The organism is Polaribacter sp. HA6-7, from assembly GCF_055693625.1.
Genome location: NZ_CM146338.1, coordinates 1,760,308 through 1,774,863, shown reverse-complemented (window position 1 = coordinate 1,774,863; position 14,556 = coordinate 1,760,308). Strand labels below are relative to the sequence as shown.

Genomic DNA, 14,556 nt, shown 5'->3' with positions numbered 1-14,556 from the left:
TTTTCCAGGCTTTTTTATAATTATCTAATAAATCCATAGTTTATGGGTTTAGAATGTTTTTTAACTTTTCTTTTGCTCTATTCATTTTAACTCTTGCATTTACACTAGATATTCCCAGTGTTTCCGAAATTTCTTTATACGGTTTATCTTCTAAGTATAAAAAAATGAGCGCTTTATCAATATCATTTAACCTATGAATCGCTTTATAAAGTGCTTTTAATTGCACTTCTTCGGTATCATCATAATCTGTAGCTTTAATTTTAAAGGCAACATCACTAAAATCTTGAGTTTTTACTCTTCGTGTAGATTTTCTATATAATGAAATTGCTGTATTTAAAGCTACTCTATACATCCAAGTACTAAATTTAGAATCTCCCCTAAATTTTGGGTAGTTTTTCCAAACTTGTATGGTTATTTCTTGAAACAAATCGTTATGAGCATCTTTATTTGTAGTATAAATTCTACAAATTTTATGCGCAATATTTTGATTTGTTTCAAAGTCTACTAAAAATTTAGCTTCTAAATCTTTTTGCACTTTTGTAATTAGGTTAGTTATTTATAAGTAGCGTAAATGTAGAAAATGTTACAATTATTATAAAAAATATTTTTTTGAATTAAATTTCTTTACATTTGTTGAATAATAAACGAGAAACATTGAACAATATTAAGCAAGATTTTACGATTAAGGACCTAGAAAATATATCTCGGTATAAAAGCACATACTATACGTATTTGGGAAAAAAGGTATAATTTGCTAGAACCACAAAGAACAAATACCAACATAAGATATTATTCTCATAAGAATTTACAAAAGCTATTAAATGTTGTTTTACTATCTAAAAACAACTTTAAAATATCTAAAATAGCAAAAATGACTGATGAAGAAATTTTTGAAAATTCTAGAGAAGTAGCTTTTAAAGAAGGTTTAAACGACGAAGCAATTAATGCATTTAAGTTATCGATGCTTCAATTTGATAAAGTTTTATTTAATGAAACTTACAATAGATTATTAGAGGTTAAATCTTTTAAAGACATTTTTAAAGATGTTTTTATTCCGTTTTTAAATTATATAGGTTTATTATGGCAAACAGATACTGTGTTGCCAGCGCATGAACATTTTATATCGAATTTAATTTCTCAAAAAATTCACATAAAAACAGAAAATTTAGAACAGCAAAATACAGCTTCAGATAAAGTTTTTGTATTATTTCTTCCGAGAAAACGAAATTCATGAATTAGGTTTATTATATTTAAATTATGAATTAGTTCTTAAAGGATATAATACGATTTATTTGGGGCAAAATTTACCTCTAAACAATCTTAATTATTTCTTTAAACACAATACTAAACTTTGTTTTGTAACTTCATTAACAGTGCAGCCTTATGAAGATAAAGTGGAAGACTATTTTAATGAAATTGAAGAAATTTTACAAAACACACATCACGATTTTATTGCAATAGGAAGAAAAACAAATTTAATAAAACATAATACCTATAACTTTAATGTATCATTTTTTGATACTGTTACAGATGTGTTAAAACAAATATAAAATTTACATTAAATAAATAAAATGTTTAATAATTATATATATTTGTTAAACAAAATTAAATATGAGCAAAAATATATATATTATTGGTTCTGGTTTTTCTGCTTTATCAGCTTCTTGTTATTTAGCTAAAGAAGGATATAAGGTTACAGTATTAGAAAAAAATGATACTTTAGGTGGTAGAGCAAGACAATTTAAAAAAGACGGTTTTACTTTTGATTTAGGTCCGTCTTGGTACTGGATGCCAGATGTTTTTGAAAGGTTTTTTGCAGATTTTGGTAAAAAAGCATCAGATTATTATGTTTTGGATAAATTAAATCCTGGCTATGAAGTATATTTCGGAGAAAACTCATCGTTAAAAATTTCTGAAAATTTAGAAGAGATTTATCAAATGTTTGAGAACGAAGAGGCTGGTAGTGCAAAGCATTTAAAAAGTTTTATAAGTTCTGCAAAATCAAATTATGATACAGCAATAAAAGATCTAGTTTATAAACCTGGTGTTTCTCCTTTAGAATTGGTAACAACAAAAACTGTTACTAGAGTTTCTCAATTTTTTTCTACCATATCTAAACAAGTCAGAAAGAATATAAAGAGTAAAAAACTCATAAAAATATTAGAATTTCCTGTGTTGTTTTTAGGTGCAAAACCTAGCGATACACCTGCTTTTTATAATTTTATGAATTATGCAGATTTTGGTTTAGGTACTTGGCATCCAAGAGGAGGAATGTATAAAGTAGTTGAAGGAATGGTCGCTTTAGCAACTAGTTTAGGCGTAGAGTTTAAAGTAAATGCTAATGTAGATAAAATTGTTACAAATAGTAATAATGAAGTTGCTGGTTTAGTTGTAAATGGCCAAAAAATTGATACAGATTTAGTATTGAGTGGTGCAGATTATCATCATACAGAAACTTTATTAAATGAAGATGAAAAACAGTATTCAGAAAAATACTGGAGTAAGAAAACTTTTGCGCCTTCGTCTTTGCTTTTTTATGTAGGTTTCGATAAGAAAATAGAAAATGTAAGTCATCATACATTATTTTTTGATACTGATTTTGAATTACATGCAAAAGAAATTTATGATAATCCTAAATGGCCTTCAGATCCATTGTTTTATGCAAATTTTACATCTATTACAGATAAAACTTCTGCGCCAGAAGGTAAAGAAGCAGGTTTTTTTCTAATTCCTTTAGCACCCGGAATAGAAGATACTGAGGCTTTAAGAGAAGAATATTTTCATAAAATTTTAGATAGATTTGAGACTTTAACAAACCAAGAAGTTAAAAAACACGTATTGTTTAAAAGGTCTTTTTGTGTTAAAGATTTTAAGCAAGAATACAATTCTTATAAAGGTAATGCATACGGAATGGCGAATACGTTATTGCAAACTGCATTTTTAAGACCAAAAATTAAGAGTGGTAAAGTTAAAAATTTGTATTTTACAGGGCAATTAACAGTTCCGGGACCAGGTGTGCCACCAGCTTTAATTTCTGGAAAGATTGCAACAGAACTAATAATTAAAAACCAATAATAAAATGAAAGAATTATTTGATAGTGTTTCTAATGATTGTAGCAAATTAGTTACTAAAAAATATAGTACATCATTTTCTCTTGCGGTTAATATGTTATCGCCAAAAATTAGAGAAGATATTTATAATATTTACGGCTTTGTGCGTTTTGCAGATGAAATTGTAGATTCTTTTCATGATTATGATAAAGAACATTTAATGCAACATTTTGAAAGAGATTATTATCTTTCTAAAGAGCATGGTATTAGTTTAAATCCTATTTTAAATTCTTTTCAGCGTACCATAAAGAAATATAAAATTCCGGATGAAATGGTGCAAGCCTTTCTAAAAAGCATGAAAGCGGATTTACACAAAACTACTTATAATACAAAACAAGAGTATGACGAATATATTTATGGTTCTGCAGATGTAGTTGGTTTAATGTGTTTAAAAGTTTTTGTTGATGGAGATGATAAAAAATACGAAGAATTAAAAGATGCTGCAATGCGTTTGGGGTCTGCGTTTCAAAAAGTAAATTTTTTACGAGATTTAAAAGATGATTTTGAGACTTTAAACCGTTCTTATTTTCCAAATATTGACTTAGGAAAATTAGATGCATCTTCTAAACAAATAATTATTGATGAAATTGAAGCTGATTTTGAATATGCATACAGCAACGGAATTTTAAAATTACCGGTTGAAGCAAAATTCGGAGTTTATACAGCTTACAGATATTACAGAAGGTTACTAAAAAAGTTAAAAATGGTGCCATCAGAACAGATTATGGATTCTAGAATTAGAATTTCTAATCCTATGAAAATTAATTTGTTAGCAAGAAGTTACGTAAAATATAAATTAAATATTATTTAATGATTTATGCCCTTATAACATTAGCGGTTTTTTTAATAATGGAATGTGTAACTTGGTGTACACACAAATATGTAATGCATGGTTTTGGTTGGTTTTTACATGAAGATCATCATCAACCAAAATATAGCGGATTTGAAAAAAATGACGTTTTTTTTGTAGTATTTGCTATACCAAGTATTGCGTTATTTTATTTTGGAACTTATACAGAACATACCTATTTATTTTTTATTGGTTTAGGTATTTTATTTTATGGTTTAGCGTATTTTTTGGTGCACGATGTTTTAATACATCAAAGATTTAAATGGTTTAAAAATACCAATAACAACTATTTAAGAGGACTAAGAAAAGCTCATAAAATACATCATAAAAACATGGGGAAAGAAGATAGCCAATGTTTTGGGATGCTCTTTGTACCTTTAAAATATTTTAAAAAGCCCAAAGTTTAATTACTTATAAAATAAAACTGAATAATTAATTTTATTCAGTTTTTTTATGTCCACCAAACAAGAAAAAATTTCTCAATTTCTCCGTTTTCTTTTTTCAACCAACATAAAGGAGAAAATTGTCTTTTTAAAATAGATGTAACTTCATTTTGAAAGTCTGAGAATTGTAACCAATTCACATTTTTATGCGGAATAATTAACCAATCTTTTTTTATTGGTATATAAAATTTACAGGTAAGAAACTGACTTAAATCTTTTAAATTACAATAAAAACCAACTATACAATTGTTATTTAATACACTTAAATTAATGTTCTTTTTATTTATCGGCACAAATAATTGTGCTTTAAAATAAATTTGTTGCGAGATATCTTTTAAAGAAATTCCTAAGTTATCAAGTAGATTTTCACATTCTTTTGCGAACAAAATTGGCAGTTGTTTACCTTTAAGTTTTGTTAGTTTTTCTATTAGAGCATCTTTTCTGTTTGGCCCAATAAAATGCTCAATTTCAGTATCACCAATTTTATCATCAAAAAGATAAAATTTATAAATAATTTCTAAATGTATAGGAGAGTTGTTCTTTAATAACAGACAATCTAACTCGCCAAGTGTAATTTTATTTCTTTGAATTTGTATGTTTTCGGCTAAAATTTCTATGGATTTGTTTTGAGATAATTCAAAAGAAACAAAACGCTCTATGTATTTCCCTAATCTTAATTTTTCATCAATTTCAATATCAATTTTTGATGATTTATAAGGTGTTTCAAACTGATTTAAATTAAAAACAGCGTTATTTTTCCACAGATTATGAGTCTGTAAAAATCCGTCGAATCTTTTCTGAATATCTTTTTTTTGATGCATATCAAATTCGAAGTTACAAATCTATTTTGTAAATTTATACTTTAAAAGATCTATAAAATGCAAATCGAAAAATCTACTTTAAAATTTTTAAAAGACTTACAAAAAAACAATAATAGAGATTGGTTTGCAGAACATAAAGAAACTTATGTTTTAGAGCAAAAAAAGGCAAAAGCTTTTTTTGAAGAAGTACATTTAAACCTACAAAAGCATGATGATATTGAGAAATCAAAAATGATGCGTATTTATAGAGATGTTCGTTTTTCTAAAGATAAAACACCGTATAAAGCCCATTTTGCAAATTCTTTTTCTAGATTAGGTAAAGAATTAAGAGGTGGTTATTTTTTGAGAATAAGACCAGGAGAATCTTTTTTAGCTGGCGGGTTTTGGGAGCCAAATAAAGAAGATTTATTTAGAATTCGTAAAGAAATAGAGTTAGATGCATCAGAAATAAAAGATATTTTAAAGGATAAAAATTATCAAAAATATTTTGGAAAAGAATTTGGTAGTTTTTCTGAATTAAAAACGGCTCCAAGAGGTTTTGATAAAGAGCATCCAGATGTAAATCTTTTAAGGAAAAAAGGTTTTATTGCCACAAGAAATTTTACAGATACAGAAGTATTAGCGCCAAATTTTATAGAAGAAGTAGATAAAAGTTTTAAAGCTTTACGACCGTTTTTTAACTTGTTTAGCGATATTTTAACTACTAATTTAAACGGAGAATCGTTATTGTAGATTTTTATCTATTTCTCTTTTTAAAACTATAACAGTTATTATCGTTGATAATAAATCGGCAATCGGAAAAGACCACCAAACCCCAAGAACACCATAATATTTTGGTAAGATATACGCTAGCGGAATTAAGAAAATTCCTTGTTTTAATAGCGTAAGAAATAATGCTGGCATTGCTTTACCAGCTGCTTGAAAGTAGGCAGAACCTATCAATTGCATCGCCACAACCGGTGTTACTAAAAATACAATTAGCATTGAATTGGGTGTTTTGTCTAAAAGTGTAGCATCGTTAGTAAATATCCAAATTATTTGCTCTTTAAAAGTTGCAACTGCTATAAATATGATGGTTCCAATAATTGATCCAAAATAAATAGATTTTTTAATGGTTTCTTTAACTCTTTCGTTTTTTTCTGCTCCAATATTAAATCCAGCTACAGGTAAAAAACCTTGTGAAACACCTAAAATAGGAGAGAAGGCAAACATCATCACTCTATTAATAATCCCAAAAACAGCAATCGAAATTTCATCACCATAGGTAAAAAGAGAGTAGTTTAAAACAATCATTAAAATACTTACTGCACCTTGTCTTACAATAGAAATACTACCTAATTGTGCAATTTCTTTTACAATATTAAAATTAAGTTTAAAGTTTTTTGGTATAATTTTTAATTCACTTTTAGATGATAAAAAGAAATACAAAATATACAAACCACAACTAGCATAAGAAAGCGATGTTGCTAAACCAGCACCCCACATTCCCCAATTAAAATATTTTATAAATAAAATATCTAAAACAACATTTAAAACTGCAGGCACCATCATTGCATACATTGCAAATTTTGGTTTTCCTTCAGCACGAATGGTTGGATTTCCCATCATTGCAAATGCTAAAAAAGGAACACCGTAAATAATAACACTAAAATATTCTGATGCAATTGGTAAAATTTCACCTTTAGCACCGAATAAATCTAAAATAGGAATGCTAAAAACATTTCCTAAAACTACAAATAGTATCGCTAAAATTACTGTTAAACAAATTTGATTTCCGAAGGTTAAAAAAGCCTTTTCGGTATTATTAGCGCCTAAAGCTCTCGAAATGATTGAACTTCCTCCAATACCGATTCCCATTCCGATAGAAGAAATTAAAAAAGCAATTGGTAAAACTACAGTTATTGCTGCAATAGCTAAAACACCAATCCATTGTCCTACAAAAATAGTATCAACAATCATGTTTAAAGACATTACTAAAATACCAATAGTTGCAGGAACTGCTTGTTTTAAAAGCAATTTGCTAATTTTTTCTGTACCTAATTTGTTTGCAAGTTTATTCATAGAAGAAGTTGCAAATTACGGTATTTAAATAGAAAATGAAACCACTTTTATTGTTATAGAATTATTAATGTTTTAGTTTTGTAGAAAATTAATAAATGAAAGATATTTTTGAATTAAATATTACAGTAACTTCTAATGATATTGATGATTTAAACCATGTAAATAATGTGGTTTATGTAGAATGGATGGATAAAGTTGCTTTTGAACATTGGGCATATTTAACTAGAAACAATCCTTTACCGGAATATGTTTGGGTTGTAATTAAGCACGAAATTGAATATTTAAAACAAGCTGTAATTGGAGACGTAATTACTGTTAAAACTTGGGTTGGTGAAACCAAAGGTTTTAAATCTGAACGTTTAATGGAGTTTTATAAAAATAATATTTTACTTGTAAAAGCTAAAACTGTTTGGGGAATGTTAGATGCTAAAAGCTATAAACCTTCTAGAATTAGAGAAAATGTTCTAAAAGTATTACAACCTGTTAAATAAAAGTATCTTTGCACAAAATTTAGAGACAAAATGGCATCATTTTCAGAATTAGGTATCAAACCTTCATATATAAAATCGATTAAAGAATTAGGTATTTCTAAACCAACAGAAATTCAAGAAAAAGCAATTCCTGTATTAATAAAATCGAAAACAGATTTTATTGGTTTAGCGCAAACTGGTACGGGTAAAACTGCAGCTTTTGGATTGCCTATTTTACACCATATTGATGCTAAATCTGATCATATTCAAACGTTAATTTTGTCACCAACTAGAGAATTGGTTCAGCAAATTAAAAAGCAACTTTTTAAGTTTACGAAATTTAATGAAGATAAAATTTTTGTTGAAGCTGTTTTTGGTGGAGAAAAAATTGACAGACAAATCAATAATCTAAAAAGAACTACTCATATTGTAGTTGCTACACCTGGTAGATTAATCGATTTAATAGAAAGAGGAGATATTGATATTAGTCATGTAAAAACAGTTGTTTTAGATGAGGCTGATGAAATGTTGAGCATGGGTTTTAAGCAAGATTTAAATAGAATTTTAAAATTCTCTTCTCAAAGTAATCGTAATACTTGGTTGTTTTCTGCAACGATGCCGGAAGAAATTAAGCGTATTATTAAAACTTACATGGATGCTAATGCGCCAAGAATCGAAGTCAATAAAAATGCTTTGGTAAATGCAAATATTAGACATCAATTTGTAAAAACTACTTTAAAAACGAAAGCAGATGATATTGTTACGTTTTTAGAAAAAGAGGTACGCAAAGAGGTATTATATTTTGTAGAACTAAAGCAGGTGCGCAAAATCTTGCAAATTTTTTAATAGAAGAAGGTTTTTCTGCAGGCGCTTTAGAAGGTGATATGCAACAAAAAGAGCGTGATAAAGTTATGCGTGCTTTCAAAAAAGAAAATTTACAATATTTAGTTTCTACAGATGTTTCTGCTCGTGGTATCGATGTTAGTGGTTTAGAATTTGTAATTCATCATCAATTACCAGAACAATTAGAATATTATACACATAGAAGTGGTAGAACCGCAAGAGCAGGAAATACTGGTACTTCTTTGGCTTTTATTCTTTCTAATGAATTAGATAAAGTGCATCAAATTCAAAAAGAATTAAACATCAAATTTACAGAAGTTAGCGTTTAAAATGGATGTTGTTTATGTACTAGATATTTTAGGAACTTTTGCTTTTGCGGTAAGTGGTGCCTTAGTAGCTTCTGATAAAAAGTTCGATTTATTTGGTGTAATTATAATTGCTTTTGTAACCGCGGTAGGTGGCGGAATGTTAAGAGATGTTTTAATAAATGCACATCCTATAAATTGGATTGCAGATCTAAATTATTTGTATGTAATTTTTACTGCTGTTGTATTTACATTTTTGTTTAAAAGTAAAATAGCATTTTTAAGTAGAACCATGTTTTTATTTGATACCATTGGTATTAGTGTTTTTACTTTGTTAGGTTTACAAAAAGGACTTTCTTTTAATTTACACCCAATAATTGCTTTAATTATGGGAATGATATCTGCTGTGTTTGGAGGTGTTTTAAGAGATGTTTTAACAAATAAAGTACCTTTAATTTTTGAAAAAGAAATTTACGCTTCTGCTTGTTTAGCTGGCGGAATAATTTATTTATTACTTTTTAAATTCTCAATTTTACCGAGAGAAATTTATTTTTATAATTGCGGCTTTGGTGGTTATAACTATACGGGCAATTTCTGTAAAATATCATTTACAATTACCTAGAATTAAAGACGATCTTTTTGGTAAACTTAAATAAAAAATGCGAAGATTTCTCTTCGCATTTTTTTACTTCTAGTTTACATCTTTTAATAATTCTCGAATAGATATAATTAATTGCTCATCGATGCCATTATCTATTTTACCTGGCATATTTTTTACTTTTATTGTAGGTTCTGTTTGGTTGTTTTCCATCCATTCTCCAGCTTTATTTTTAGCTGAAACAGGTACAATTCCCCAATAACTGCCATTAGGTAACGTTTCCCATCCTGCAAAACTACAAGTTCCTGGAACTGGCATACCCACAGTTTTACCAATTTTTAAATCTGTATAACCGTAAGCATAACAATGTCCGTCTGAATACATACTTTCATTAAATATAGATAAAGTTGGTTTTGTCCATCTCGAAGTTGGTTCTCCGCCAACAACTTTAGCCTCTGTTTCATAAGTTAAAAATGGTACACCCGTAAAAAACATTGCTAAATCTGCAACTAAATCTCCACCACCGTTAAATCGAGTATCGATTATTACACCTTTTTTATCTATATATTTACCCATCATGTCTTGGTAAATACTTCTATAAGGTCCGTCACTCATACCAGGAATATGAACATAGCCTAATTGGCCATTACTTTCTTTTTCTACTTGTTTCTCATTTATTTTTACCCATCTTTTGTATAATAATCTGTTTTCTTGTCCTAATGTGATAGGTTTAACTGTAATTGTTTGTGACTTTTTTGTTGATGGATTTTCTATTTCTAACAGCATAAATTTATTTGCTGCACGATTTAAATATTTGGCAACATCTGTATTTTTGTCAATTAAATCGCCATTAATTTTTTTAATAATCATGCCAGCTTTAATATTAAATTTAGCTTTGTCTAAAGGACCGCCTTTAATAACTTCATCAATTAAAATACCGTCTTCTTTAAAATTATGGTTCATAAAAATACCTAAAGAAGCTGTAGCATCTGCATTTTTAACATTTCCTCCTCTAAAACCAGCACCAGAATGTGATACATTTAATTCTCCTAATAACTCTGATAACATTTCAGAAAACTCAAATTCATTACCAATATATGGGATGTATTTCTGATATTCTTTTTTTAATTTTTTCCAGTCTTTTCCATGAAAATTCGAATGATAAAAAACGGCGTTTGTCCTTAGCCAAACATGATCAAACATTGCTTGCTTTTCTGCAATTTTATCAAACTCTATTTCCGCTTTAATGCTAACTGGTTTTTGTTTATTTGTACTTGGATTTAATTTTGTGATTCTACCGCTGCTAAGTAAATACAGATTTTTCATTTCTTTATCCCAAGTTAAACTACCGTAACCAACATTTAATTTCATTAGCATTTTTGTAGCTCTGGTTCTTAAATTTGTAGTCCATAAATTAGAACGACCTTCAAAACTTGATAAATAATAAAGTTTATCGCCATCTTTAGAAAGTACAGCATCACCTAAACGAGAAGAATGAATTGTTAATCTCTTAGTTCTATCTTGTAAATTATCCCAATCGAACTGTAAAGGTTTAACTTCTTTTTTGTCTTTTTTATCGGCATCTTTTTTCTTCGTATCTTTTTCTTTATTCTTGCTAGAGTTTTTCTTTTCTTCCTCTTTAATCGCTTTCATTAGTTTATAATCCTCATCACTAAGATTAAACTCATCCCAAGCATCTTGTGTAAAAAACATGCTATAAACATCGCTTTGAGAACTACCACTTGTTGCGTAAGATTTTAATCCGTTTCTGTTGCTAAACCAAATCATTTGTTTACCATTATTTACCCATTTAGGATTCGAATCGTAATAACCACTTTCGTTTAAATTTACACGTTTAGAACCGTCTGCGGCCATTAATAAAATTTCACCATTGTTTAAGGTTTTAGACCAATCTACAAGTAGCCATTTACTATCAGGACTCCAAGTAAAATTCTTGTCGCCATCTCTCATGTGAAATAAATCTTTAGGAGTTAAAAGAGTTACTTCTTTCTTAGATTTTACGTCTAAAATTTTTAAAGTTCTTCTTCCTTCAATAAAAGCAATTTTTTTCCGTCCGGTGAGTATTGTGCTAAATAATTGTCTTTTTTATTATTTATTAAAGCACTTTCTTTAACAAGTGTAGCTGCGTAAAAGAAAGGTTCTTCCTTACGTTGTTTTTCAGTTTTAAAAACGCTCCATTTTCCATTTCTTTCACTAGAATATATTACAGATTTTCCATCAGAACTCCAATTTACAAAACGTTCGTTTTCTGGTGTGTTGGTTAATCTTTTTGTAAAAGTTTTATCTACAGAAGTAACAAACACTTCACCACGAGCAATAAAAGCAATTTCTTTACCATTTGGTGAAACAGCCATTTCGTTAATCCCGCCATTTACAGAAACATATTTATCTGTATTTTCTTTATCTTGAGTAGTAATTGTTATGGCAACTTTTTTAGGTTTTTCACCTTCTTTTAATGTATAAATTTCACCATCATAACCAAATGAAAGCATATCATTAGCAATACTTAAAAAACGTACAGGATGAGTTTTAAAGTTTGTAATTTGTTCTGCAGAAGCTCCGCTTTCTAAATTAGACTTAAATACATTAAAGGTTCCGTTTCTTTCACTTAAAAAATACAAGCTTTTTTCATCCGAAGAAAAAACAGGTTGTCTATCTTCTGCAGTATTTGTAGTAATCATTTTATGCTTTTGAGTTTTGGTGTTATATATCCAAATATCTCTGGTAATAGAAGATGTGTGATGTTTTCTCCATTCGTTTTCGCCTCCTTTTTTATCTTGATAAAGCATTGTTTTACCATCTTTAGAAAATTGTGTGTATTCTGCAGGAATGGTTAACAATTGCTGTACTTTACCAGCTTTTACTGGTACAGTGTAAAGTTCTGTTTGAGAACCGTGCGGATATTGTCTGTGACGAACATCATCTTGTCTTAAAGCACCAAAAACTACATTTTTATTGTCTGATGTAAAGCTATACGGAGTTTCGTTATTTGAATGAAAAGTTAATCTTTTTGCGGTTCCTCCGTTTGCATTCATTACAAAAACATCAAAATTACCATACCTATTAGATGCGAAAGCAATTTTAGATCCATCTTTGTTCCAAGTTGCCATAAAATCATGCGCACTATGAAAAGTAAGTTGTTTTGCGGTTCCGCCGAACTTGCTACAGTATATAAATCACCTTTATAAGTAAAAGCAATCTTAGATCCGTCTCGGTGAGATACTAGAATGTCTTAGCCATTTTGGATTTGTTTGTGCACTTAAAATACACGTAAATAAAATGAGGAAATAGGTTAGTTGTTTCATGGTTTTAAAATTTTTTCTAAATTAATAATTTGATATAGTTTAGTACTTGTTTATTTTGTTAAATTAGAAGTTGATTTTTTAACATTTAAATTAGATATAATGAAGCCATTAATATTAAATACGTTAAGTGAGTTTATAAGTTTAGAAGGTAAAGATTTGCCAGTTGGCGAATGGTATACAGTAACTCAAAAAATGATTGATGATTTTGCTAATGCCACTTTAGATAAACAATGGATTCATGTAGATGAAGAAAGAGCTTTAAAAGAAAGCCCTTACAAATGCACAATTGCCCATGGTTTTATGTCTGTTTCTATGATTTCTAAATTGTTAGAAAACATTTTTACTATTAAAAGTTTAAAAATGGGTTTAAACTACGGATTGAATAAAGTTCGCTTTCCGAACCCTGTTCTTGTAAACAGCAAGTTAAGAATGGTTTCAAAATTAAAGAAAACAGAAAGTTTATGTGAAAATGGTATAAAAGCTACTTTTTCTTGCACAATAGAAATTAAAGGACAAGAAAAACCAGCTTGTGTGGCAGAATTTATAGCTGCTTTTTTTGAATAGCATTTATACTAATTATTTTAGAATTCCGTCTGCAATACATTTTTTAGAATACCAAATTAAAAATAGGCAAACTAAAATTACCAATATTGGCATAACGTACATGCTTAAATCGATATCTATTAAAATATAAACCTGTTGTATTGTTGCACAAATTCCTGATAAAAGAAACAAATAATAAGAAAATTTCTTTTTAGCAAGAAAAAAATACAACCTATAACTCCGCCAAACACAGCTAATGCAAATAATGCAGTTAACCATGCCGGATGTTCTATCATCATTTCTGCTTGCTGTTCCGGTGGCATATTTGCAATCATTTCATCTGTAGCTAATGTTTGAAACAAATAAGCGCTTGCACCCATTAAATTCCATAACAAAGCAAGTATACCAATTATCCAAAAAGCTTTACTAGGTTTATTCGAATTTGTAGTCATTTAAAAAAAGTTTAGTTGATTGATTTTTAAATATACTTAAAAATATTTGTAAAATTATAAAATGTAAAGTATATTTGATATTATATAAAGTTTATTTGTCTAATTGTAAAATAGTTTTGTTATGTCGAAAATGTCTGTTTGTGAACGAGAAAGAAGTTATATTGAAAAAATGAATAAATTTCAATTGTCAAATAAATTTAAAAAGATTGGTTATTATGCTACCTTTTTTATTTTTGGATTGATGATTGCCAAAAAGTTTTTTGACGAACCAATTTGGGTAAAACCGTTGTTATCTCGGTTTACTTTTGGTTGGTATGTTGCTAATTTCTATATCAAAAGATAGGGAAGAAGATGAGTTTATAGAAACTTTAAGAGCACAATCATACAGAATAGCTTTTGTTTTAGCAATTTTATACTCTTTACTGCAACCAATCATTAATTATGGTGTGGGTAAACTTTTTAATGCTGATGAAAAATTAGTAGGCTTTACTTATTTTGAAGTGTTATTTTATATGTTAGTTGTGCAACTAATGATTTTTTGGCAGTTAAAAAGACTAAATAGATAACATGAAAAACACTTTAAAAGTACAAAGAGCTATTTTAAATTTAACTCAAGACGATTTAGCAAAAGCAATTGGTGTTTCTAGGCAAACTATAAACTCTATAGAAAAAAATAGGTATGTTGCCTTCTACAGTTTTGTCTTTAAAGTTGTCTAAAGTGTTTAAGATACCT

The 14,556-nt window shown here is 28.4% G+C and carries 15 protein-coding genes and 3 pseudogenes; 12 read left to right on the top strand and 6 right to left on the bottom strand.

Annotated elements, in window-relative coordinates; all coding sequences use genetic code 11:
- Nucleotides 1–40 precede the first annotated feature (40 nt).
- On the bottom strand, nt 41–535 hold the full coding sequence (locus tag ACZ1HD_RS09890; protein ID WP_077809560.1) for an RNA polymerase sigma factor: 495 nt from the start codon (nt 533–535) through the stop codon (nt 41–43).
- Between the two features lie 119 nt (nt 536–654).
- Between ACZ1HD_RS09890 and ACZ1HD_RS09885 the strand changes: the two are divergent.
- From ACZ1HD_RS09885 to ACZ1HD_RS09870, 4 genes and pseudogenes are all read left to right on the top strand, one after another.
- A pseudogene (locus tag ACZ1HD_RS09885) lies at nt 655–1,550 on the top strand (MerR family transcriptional regulator).
- Between the two features lie 61 nt (nt 1,551–1,611).
- The gene (locus tag ACZ1HD_RS09880) at nt 1,612–3,075 is read left to right on the top strand and encodes a phytoene desaturase family protein (protein WP_472687346.1); all 1,464 of its coding nucleotides are present in this window, start codon (nt 1,612–1,614) and stop codon (nt 3,073–3,075) included.
- A 4-nt stretch (nt 3,076–3,079) separates the two neighbouring features.
- Entirely contained in the window at nt 3,080–3,922 is an 843-nt protein-coding gene (locus tag ACZ1HD_RS09875; protein WP_375240425.1) for a phytoene/squalene synthase family protein, read from the top strand.
- Nucleotides 3,922–4,368 (top strand): sterol desaturase family protein, encoded by a 447-nt coding sequence (locus tag ACZ1HD_RS09870; RefSeq protein ID WP_472687345.1) that lies wholly within the window; start codon nt 3,922–3,924, stop codon nt 4,366–4,368. The genes ACZ1HD_RS09875 and ACZ1HD_RS09870 overlap by 1 nt, the downstream gene beginning before the upstream one ends.
- A gap of 44 nt (nt 4,369–4,412) precedes the next feature.
- Here ACZ1HD_RS09870 and ACZ1HD_RS09865 read toward each other — a convergent pair whose 3' ends face one another.
- Nucleotides 4,413–5,225: a DUF1853 family protein gene (locus tag ACZ1HD_RS09865; protein WP_472687344.1), complete on the bottom strand. Its 813-nt coding sequence runs from the start codon at nt 5,223–5,225 to the stop codon at nt 4,413–4,415.
- 57 nt (nt 5,226–5,282) lie between these two features.
- Here ACZ1HD_RS09865 and ACZ1HD_RS09860 point away from each other — a divergent pair, with 57 nt between their 5' ends.
- Nucleotides 5,283–5,957, top strand: a complete 675-nt coding sequence (locus ACZ1HD_RS09860; RefSeq protein WP_340933470.1) for a DUF2461 domain-containing protein — start codon at nt 5,283–5,285, stop codon at nt 5,955–5,957.
- On the opposite strand, the gene ACZ1HD_RS09855 is transcribed toward ACZ1HD_RS09860, so the two are convergent.
- The gene (locus tag ACZ1HD_RS09855) at nt 5,949–7,286 is read right to left on the bottom strand and encodes an MATE family efflux transporter (protein WP_472687343.1); all 1,338 of its coding nucleotides are present in this window, start codon (nt 7,284–7,286) and stop codon (nt 5,949–5,951) included. The genes ACZ1HD_RS09860 and ACZ1HD_RS09855 overlap by 9 nt on opposite strands.
- Before the next feature lie 95 nt (nt 7,287–7,381).
- On the opposite strand from ACZ1HD_RS09855, the gene ACZ1HD_RS09850 reads away from it, so the two are divergent.
- The 3 genes and pseudogenes from ACZ1HD_RS09850 (at nt 7,382) to ACZ1HD_RS09840 (ending at nt 9,560) form a co-directional block, all read left to right on the top strand.
- Nucleotides 7,382–7,777: an acyl-CoA thioesterase gene (locus ACZ1HD_RS09850; RefSeq protein ID WP_472687342.1), complete on the top strand. Its 396-nt coding sequence runs from the start codon at nt 7,382–7,384 to the stop codon at nt 7,775–7,777.
- Between the two features lie 30 nt (nt 7,778–7,807).
- Nucleotides 7,808–8,928, top strand: a pseudogene (locus ACZ1HD_RS09845) (DEAD/DEAH box helicase).
- Between the two features lies 1 nt (nt 8,929).
- Nucleotides 8,930–9,560 (top strand): annotated as a pseudogene (locus tag ACZ1HD_RS09840) (trimeric intracellular cation channel family protein).
- A 35-nt stretch (nt 9,561–9,595) separates the two neighbouring features.
- Here the strand turns inward: ACZ1HD_RS09840 and ACZ1HD_RS09835 are convergent.
- A complete protein-coding gene (locus tag ACZ1HD_RS09835) occupies nt 9,596–11,473 on the bottom strand; it encodes a S41 family peptidase (RefSeq protein ID WP_472687341.1) in 1,878 nt (625 codons plus the stop codon).
- A gap of 62 nt (nt 11,474–11,535) precedes the next feature.
- Complete coding sequence (locus ACZ1HD_RS09830) at nt 11,536–12,633, bottom strand: hypothetical protein (RefSeq protein WP_472687340.1); 1,098 nt, start codon at nt 12,631–12,633, stop codon at nt 11,536–11,538.
- A 294-nt stretch (nt 12,634–12,927) separates the two neighbouring features.
- Here ACZ1HD_RS09830 and ACZ1HD_RS09825 point away from each other — a divergent pair, with 294 nt between their 5' ends.
- Nucleotides 12,928–13,392, top strand: a complete 465-nt coding sequence (locus ACZ1HD_RS09825; protein ID WP_472687339.1) for a MaoC family dehydratase — start codon at nt 12,928–12,930, stop codon at nt 13,390–13,392.
- Between the two features lie 119 nt (nt 13,393–13,511).
- On the opposite strand, the gene ACZ1HD_RS09820 is transcribed toward ACZ1HD_RS09825, so the two are convergent.
- Nucleotides 13,512–13,823 carry a hypothetical protein gene (locus ACZ1HD_RS09820; protein ID WP_472687338.1) on the bottom strand — a complete coding sequence of 104 codons (312 nt, stop codon included), beginning with the start codon at nt 13,821–13,823 and terminating at the stop codon, nt 13,512–13,514.
- A gap of 169 nt (nt 13,824–13,992) precedes the next feature.
- Between ACZ1HD_RS09820 and ACZ1HD_RS09815 the strand changes: the two genes are divergently transcribed.
- Genes ACZ1HD_RS09815 through ACZ1HD_RS09805 form a run of 3 tightly spaced genes read left to right on the top strand, consistent with a single transcriptional unit; the run spans nt 13,993 to nt 14,540 of the window.
- Complete coding sequence (locus ACZ1HD_RS09815) at nt 13,993–14,166, top strand: hypothetical protein (RefSeq protein ID WP_472687337.1); 174 nt, start codon at nt 13,993–13,995, stop codon at nt 14,164–14,166.
- Nucleotides 14,138–14,389: a hypothetical protein gene (locus ACZ1HD_RS09810; RefSeq protein WP_472687336.1), complete on the top strand. Its 252-nt coding sequence runs from the start codon at nt 14,138–14,140 to the stop codon at nt 14,387–14,389. Before ACZ1HD_RS09815 ends, ACZ1HD_RS09810 begins: the two co-directional genes overlap by 29 nt.
- A 1-nt stretch (nt 14,390) precedes the next feature.
- Nucleotides 14,391–14,540: a helix-turn-helix transcriptional regulator gene (locus ACZ1HD_RS09805; RefSeq protein WP_472687335.1), complete on the top strand. Its 150-nt coding sequence runs from the start codon at nt 14,391–14,393 to the stop codon at nt 14,538–14,540.
- The last annotated feature ends 16 nt before the right edge of the window (nt 14,541–14,556 follow it).

Coding starts and splice junctions, on each gene's coding strand:
- ACZ1HD_RS09850 (WP_472687342.1), top strand. CDS start 7,382: ATGAAAGATATTTTTGAATTAAATATTACAGTAACTTCTAATGATATT.
- ACZ1HD_RS09815 (WP_472687337.1), top strand. CDS start 13,993: ATGAATAAATTTCAATTGTCAAATAAATTTAAAAAGATTGGTTATTAT.
- ACZ1HD_RS09810 (WP_472687336.1), top strand. CDS start 14,138: ATGTTGCTAATTTCTATATCAAAAGATAGGGAAGAAGATGAGTTTATA.
- ACZ1HD_RS09870 (WP_472687345.1), top strand. CDS start 3,922: ATGATTTATGCCCTTATAACATTAGCGGTTTTTTTAATAATGGAATGT.
- ACZ1HD_RS09875 (WP_375240425.1), top strand. CDS start 3,080: ATGAAAGAATTATTTGATAGTGTTTCTAATGATTGTAGCAAATTAGTT.
- ACZ1HD_RS09805 (WP_472687335.1), top strand. CDS start 14,391: ATGAAAAACACTTTAAAAGTACAAAGAGCTATTTTAAATTTAACTCAA.
- ACZ1HD_RS09830 (WP_472687340.1), bottom strand. CDS start 12,633: ATGGCAACTTGGAACAAAGATGGATCTAAAATTGCTTTCGCATCTAAT.
- ACZ1HD_RS09855 (WP_472687343.1), bottom strand. CDS start 7,286: ATGAATAAACTTGCAAACAAATTAGGTACAGAAAAAATTAGCAAATTG.
- ACZ1HD_RS09835 (WP_472687341.1), bottom strand. CDS start 11,473: ATGAGAGATGGCGACAAGAATTTTACTTGGAGTCCTGATAGTAAATGG.
- ACZ1HD_RS09820 (WP_472687338.1), bottom strand. CDS start 13,823: ATGACTACAAATTCGAATAAACCTAGTAAAGCTTTTTGGATAATTGGT.
- ACZ1HD_RS09825 (WP_472687339.1), top strand. CDS start 12,928: ATGAAGCCATTAATATTAAATACGTTAAGTGAGTTTATAAGTTTAGAA.
- ACZ1HD_RS09880 (WP_472687346.1), top strand. CDS start 1,612: ATGAGCAAAAATATATATATTATTGGTTCTGGTTTTTCTGCTTTATCA.
- ACZ1HD_RS09865 (WP_472687344.1), bottom strand. CDS start 5,225: ATGCATCAAAAAAAAGATATTCAGAAAAGATTCGACGGATTTTTACAG.
- ACZ1HD_RS09860 (WP_340933470.1), top strand. CDS start 5,283: ATGCAAATCGAAAAATCTACTTTAAAATTTTTAAAAGACTTACAAAAA.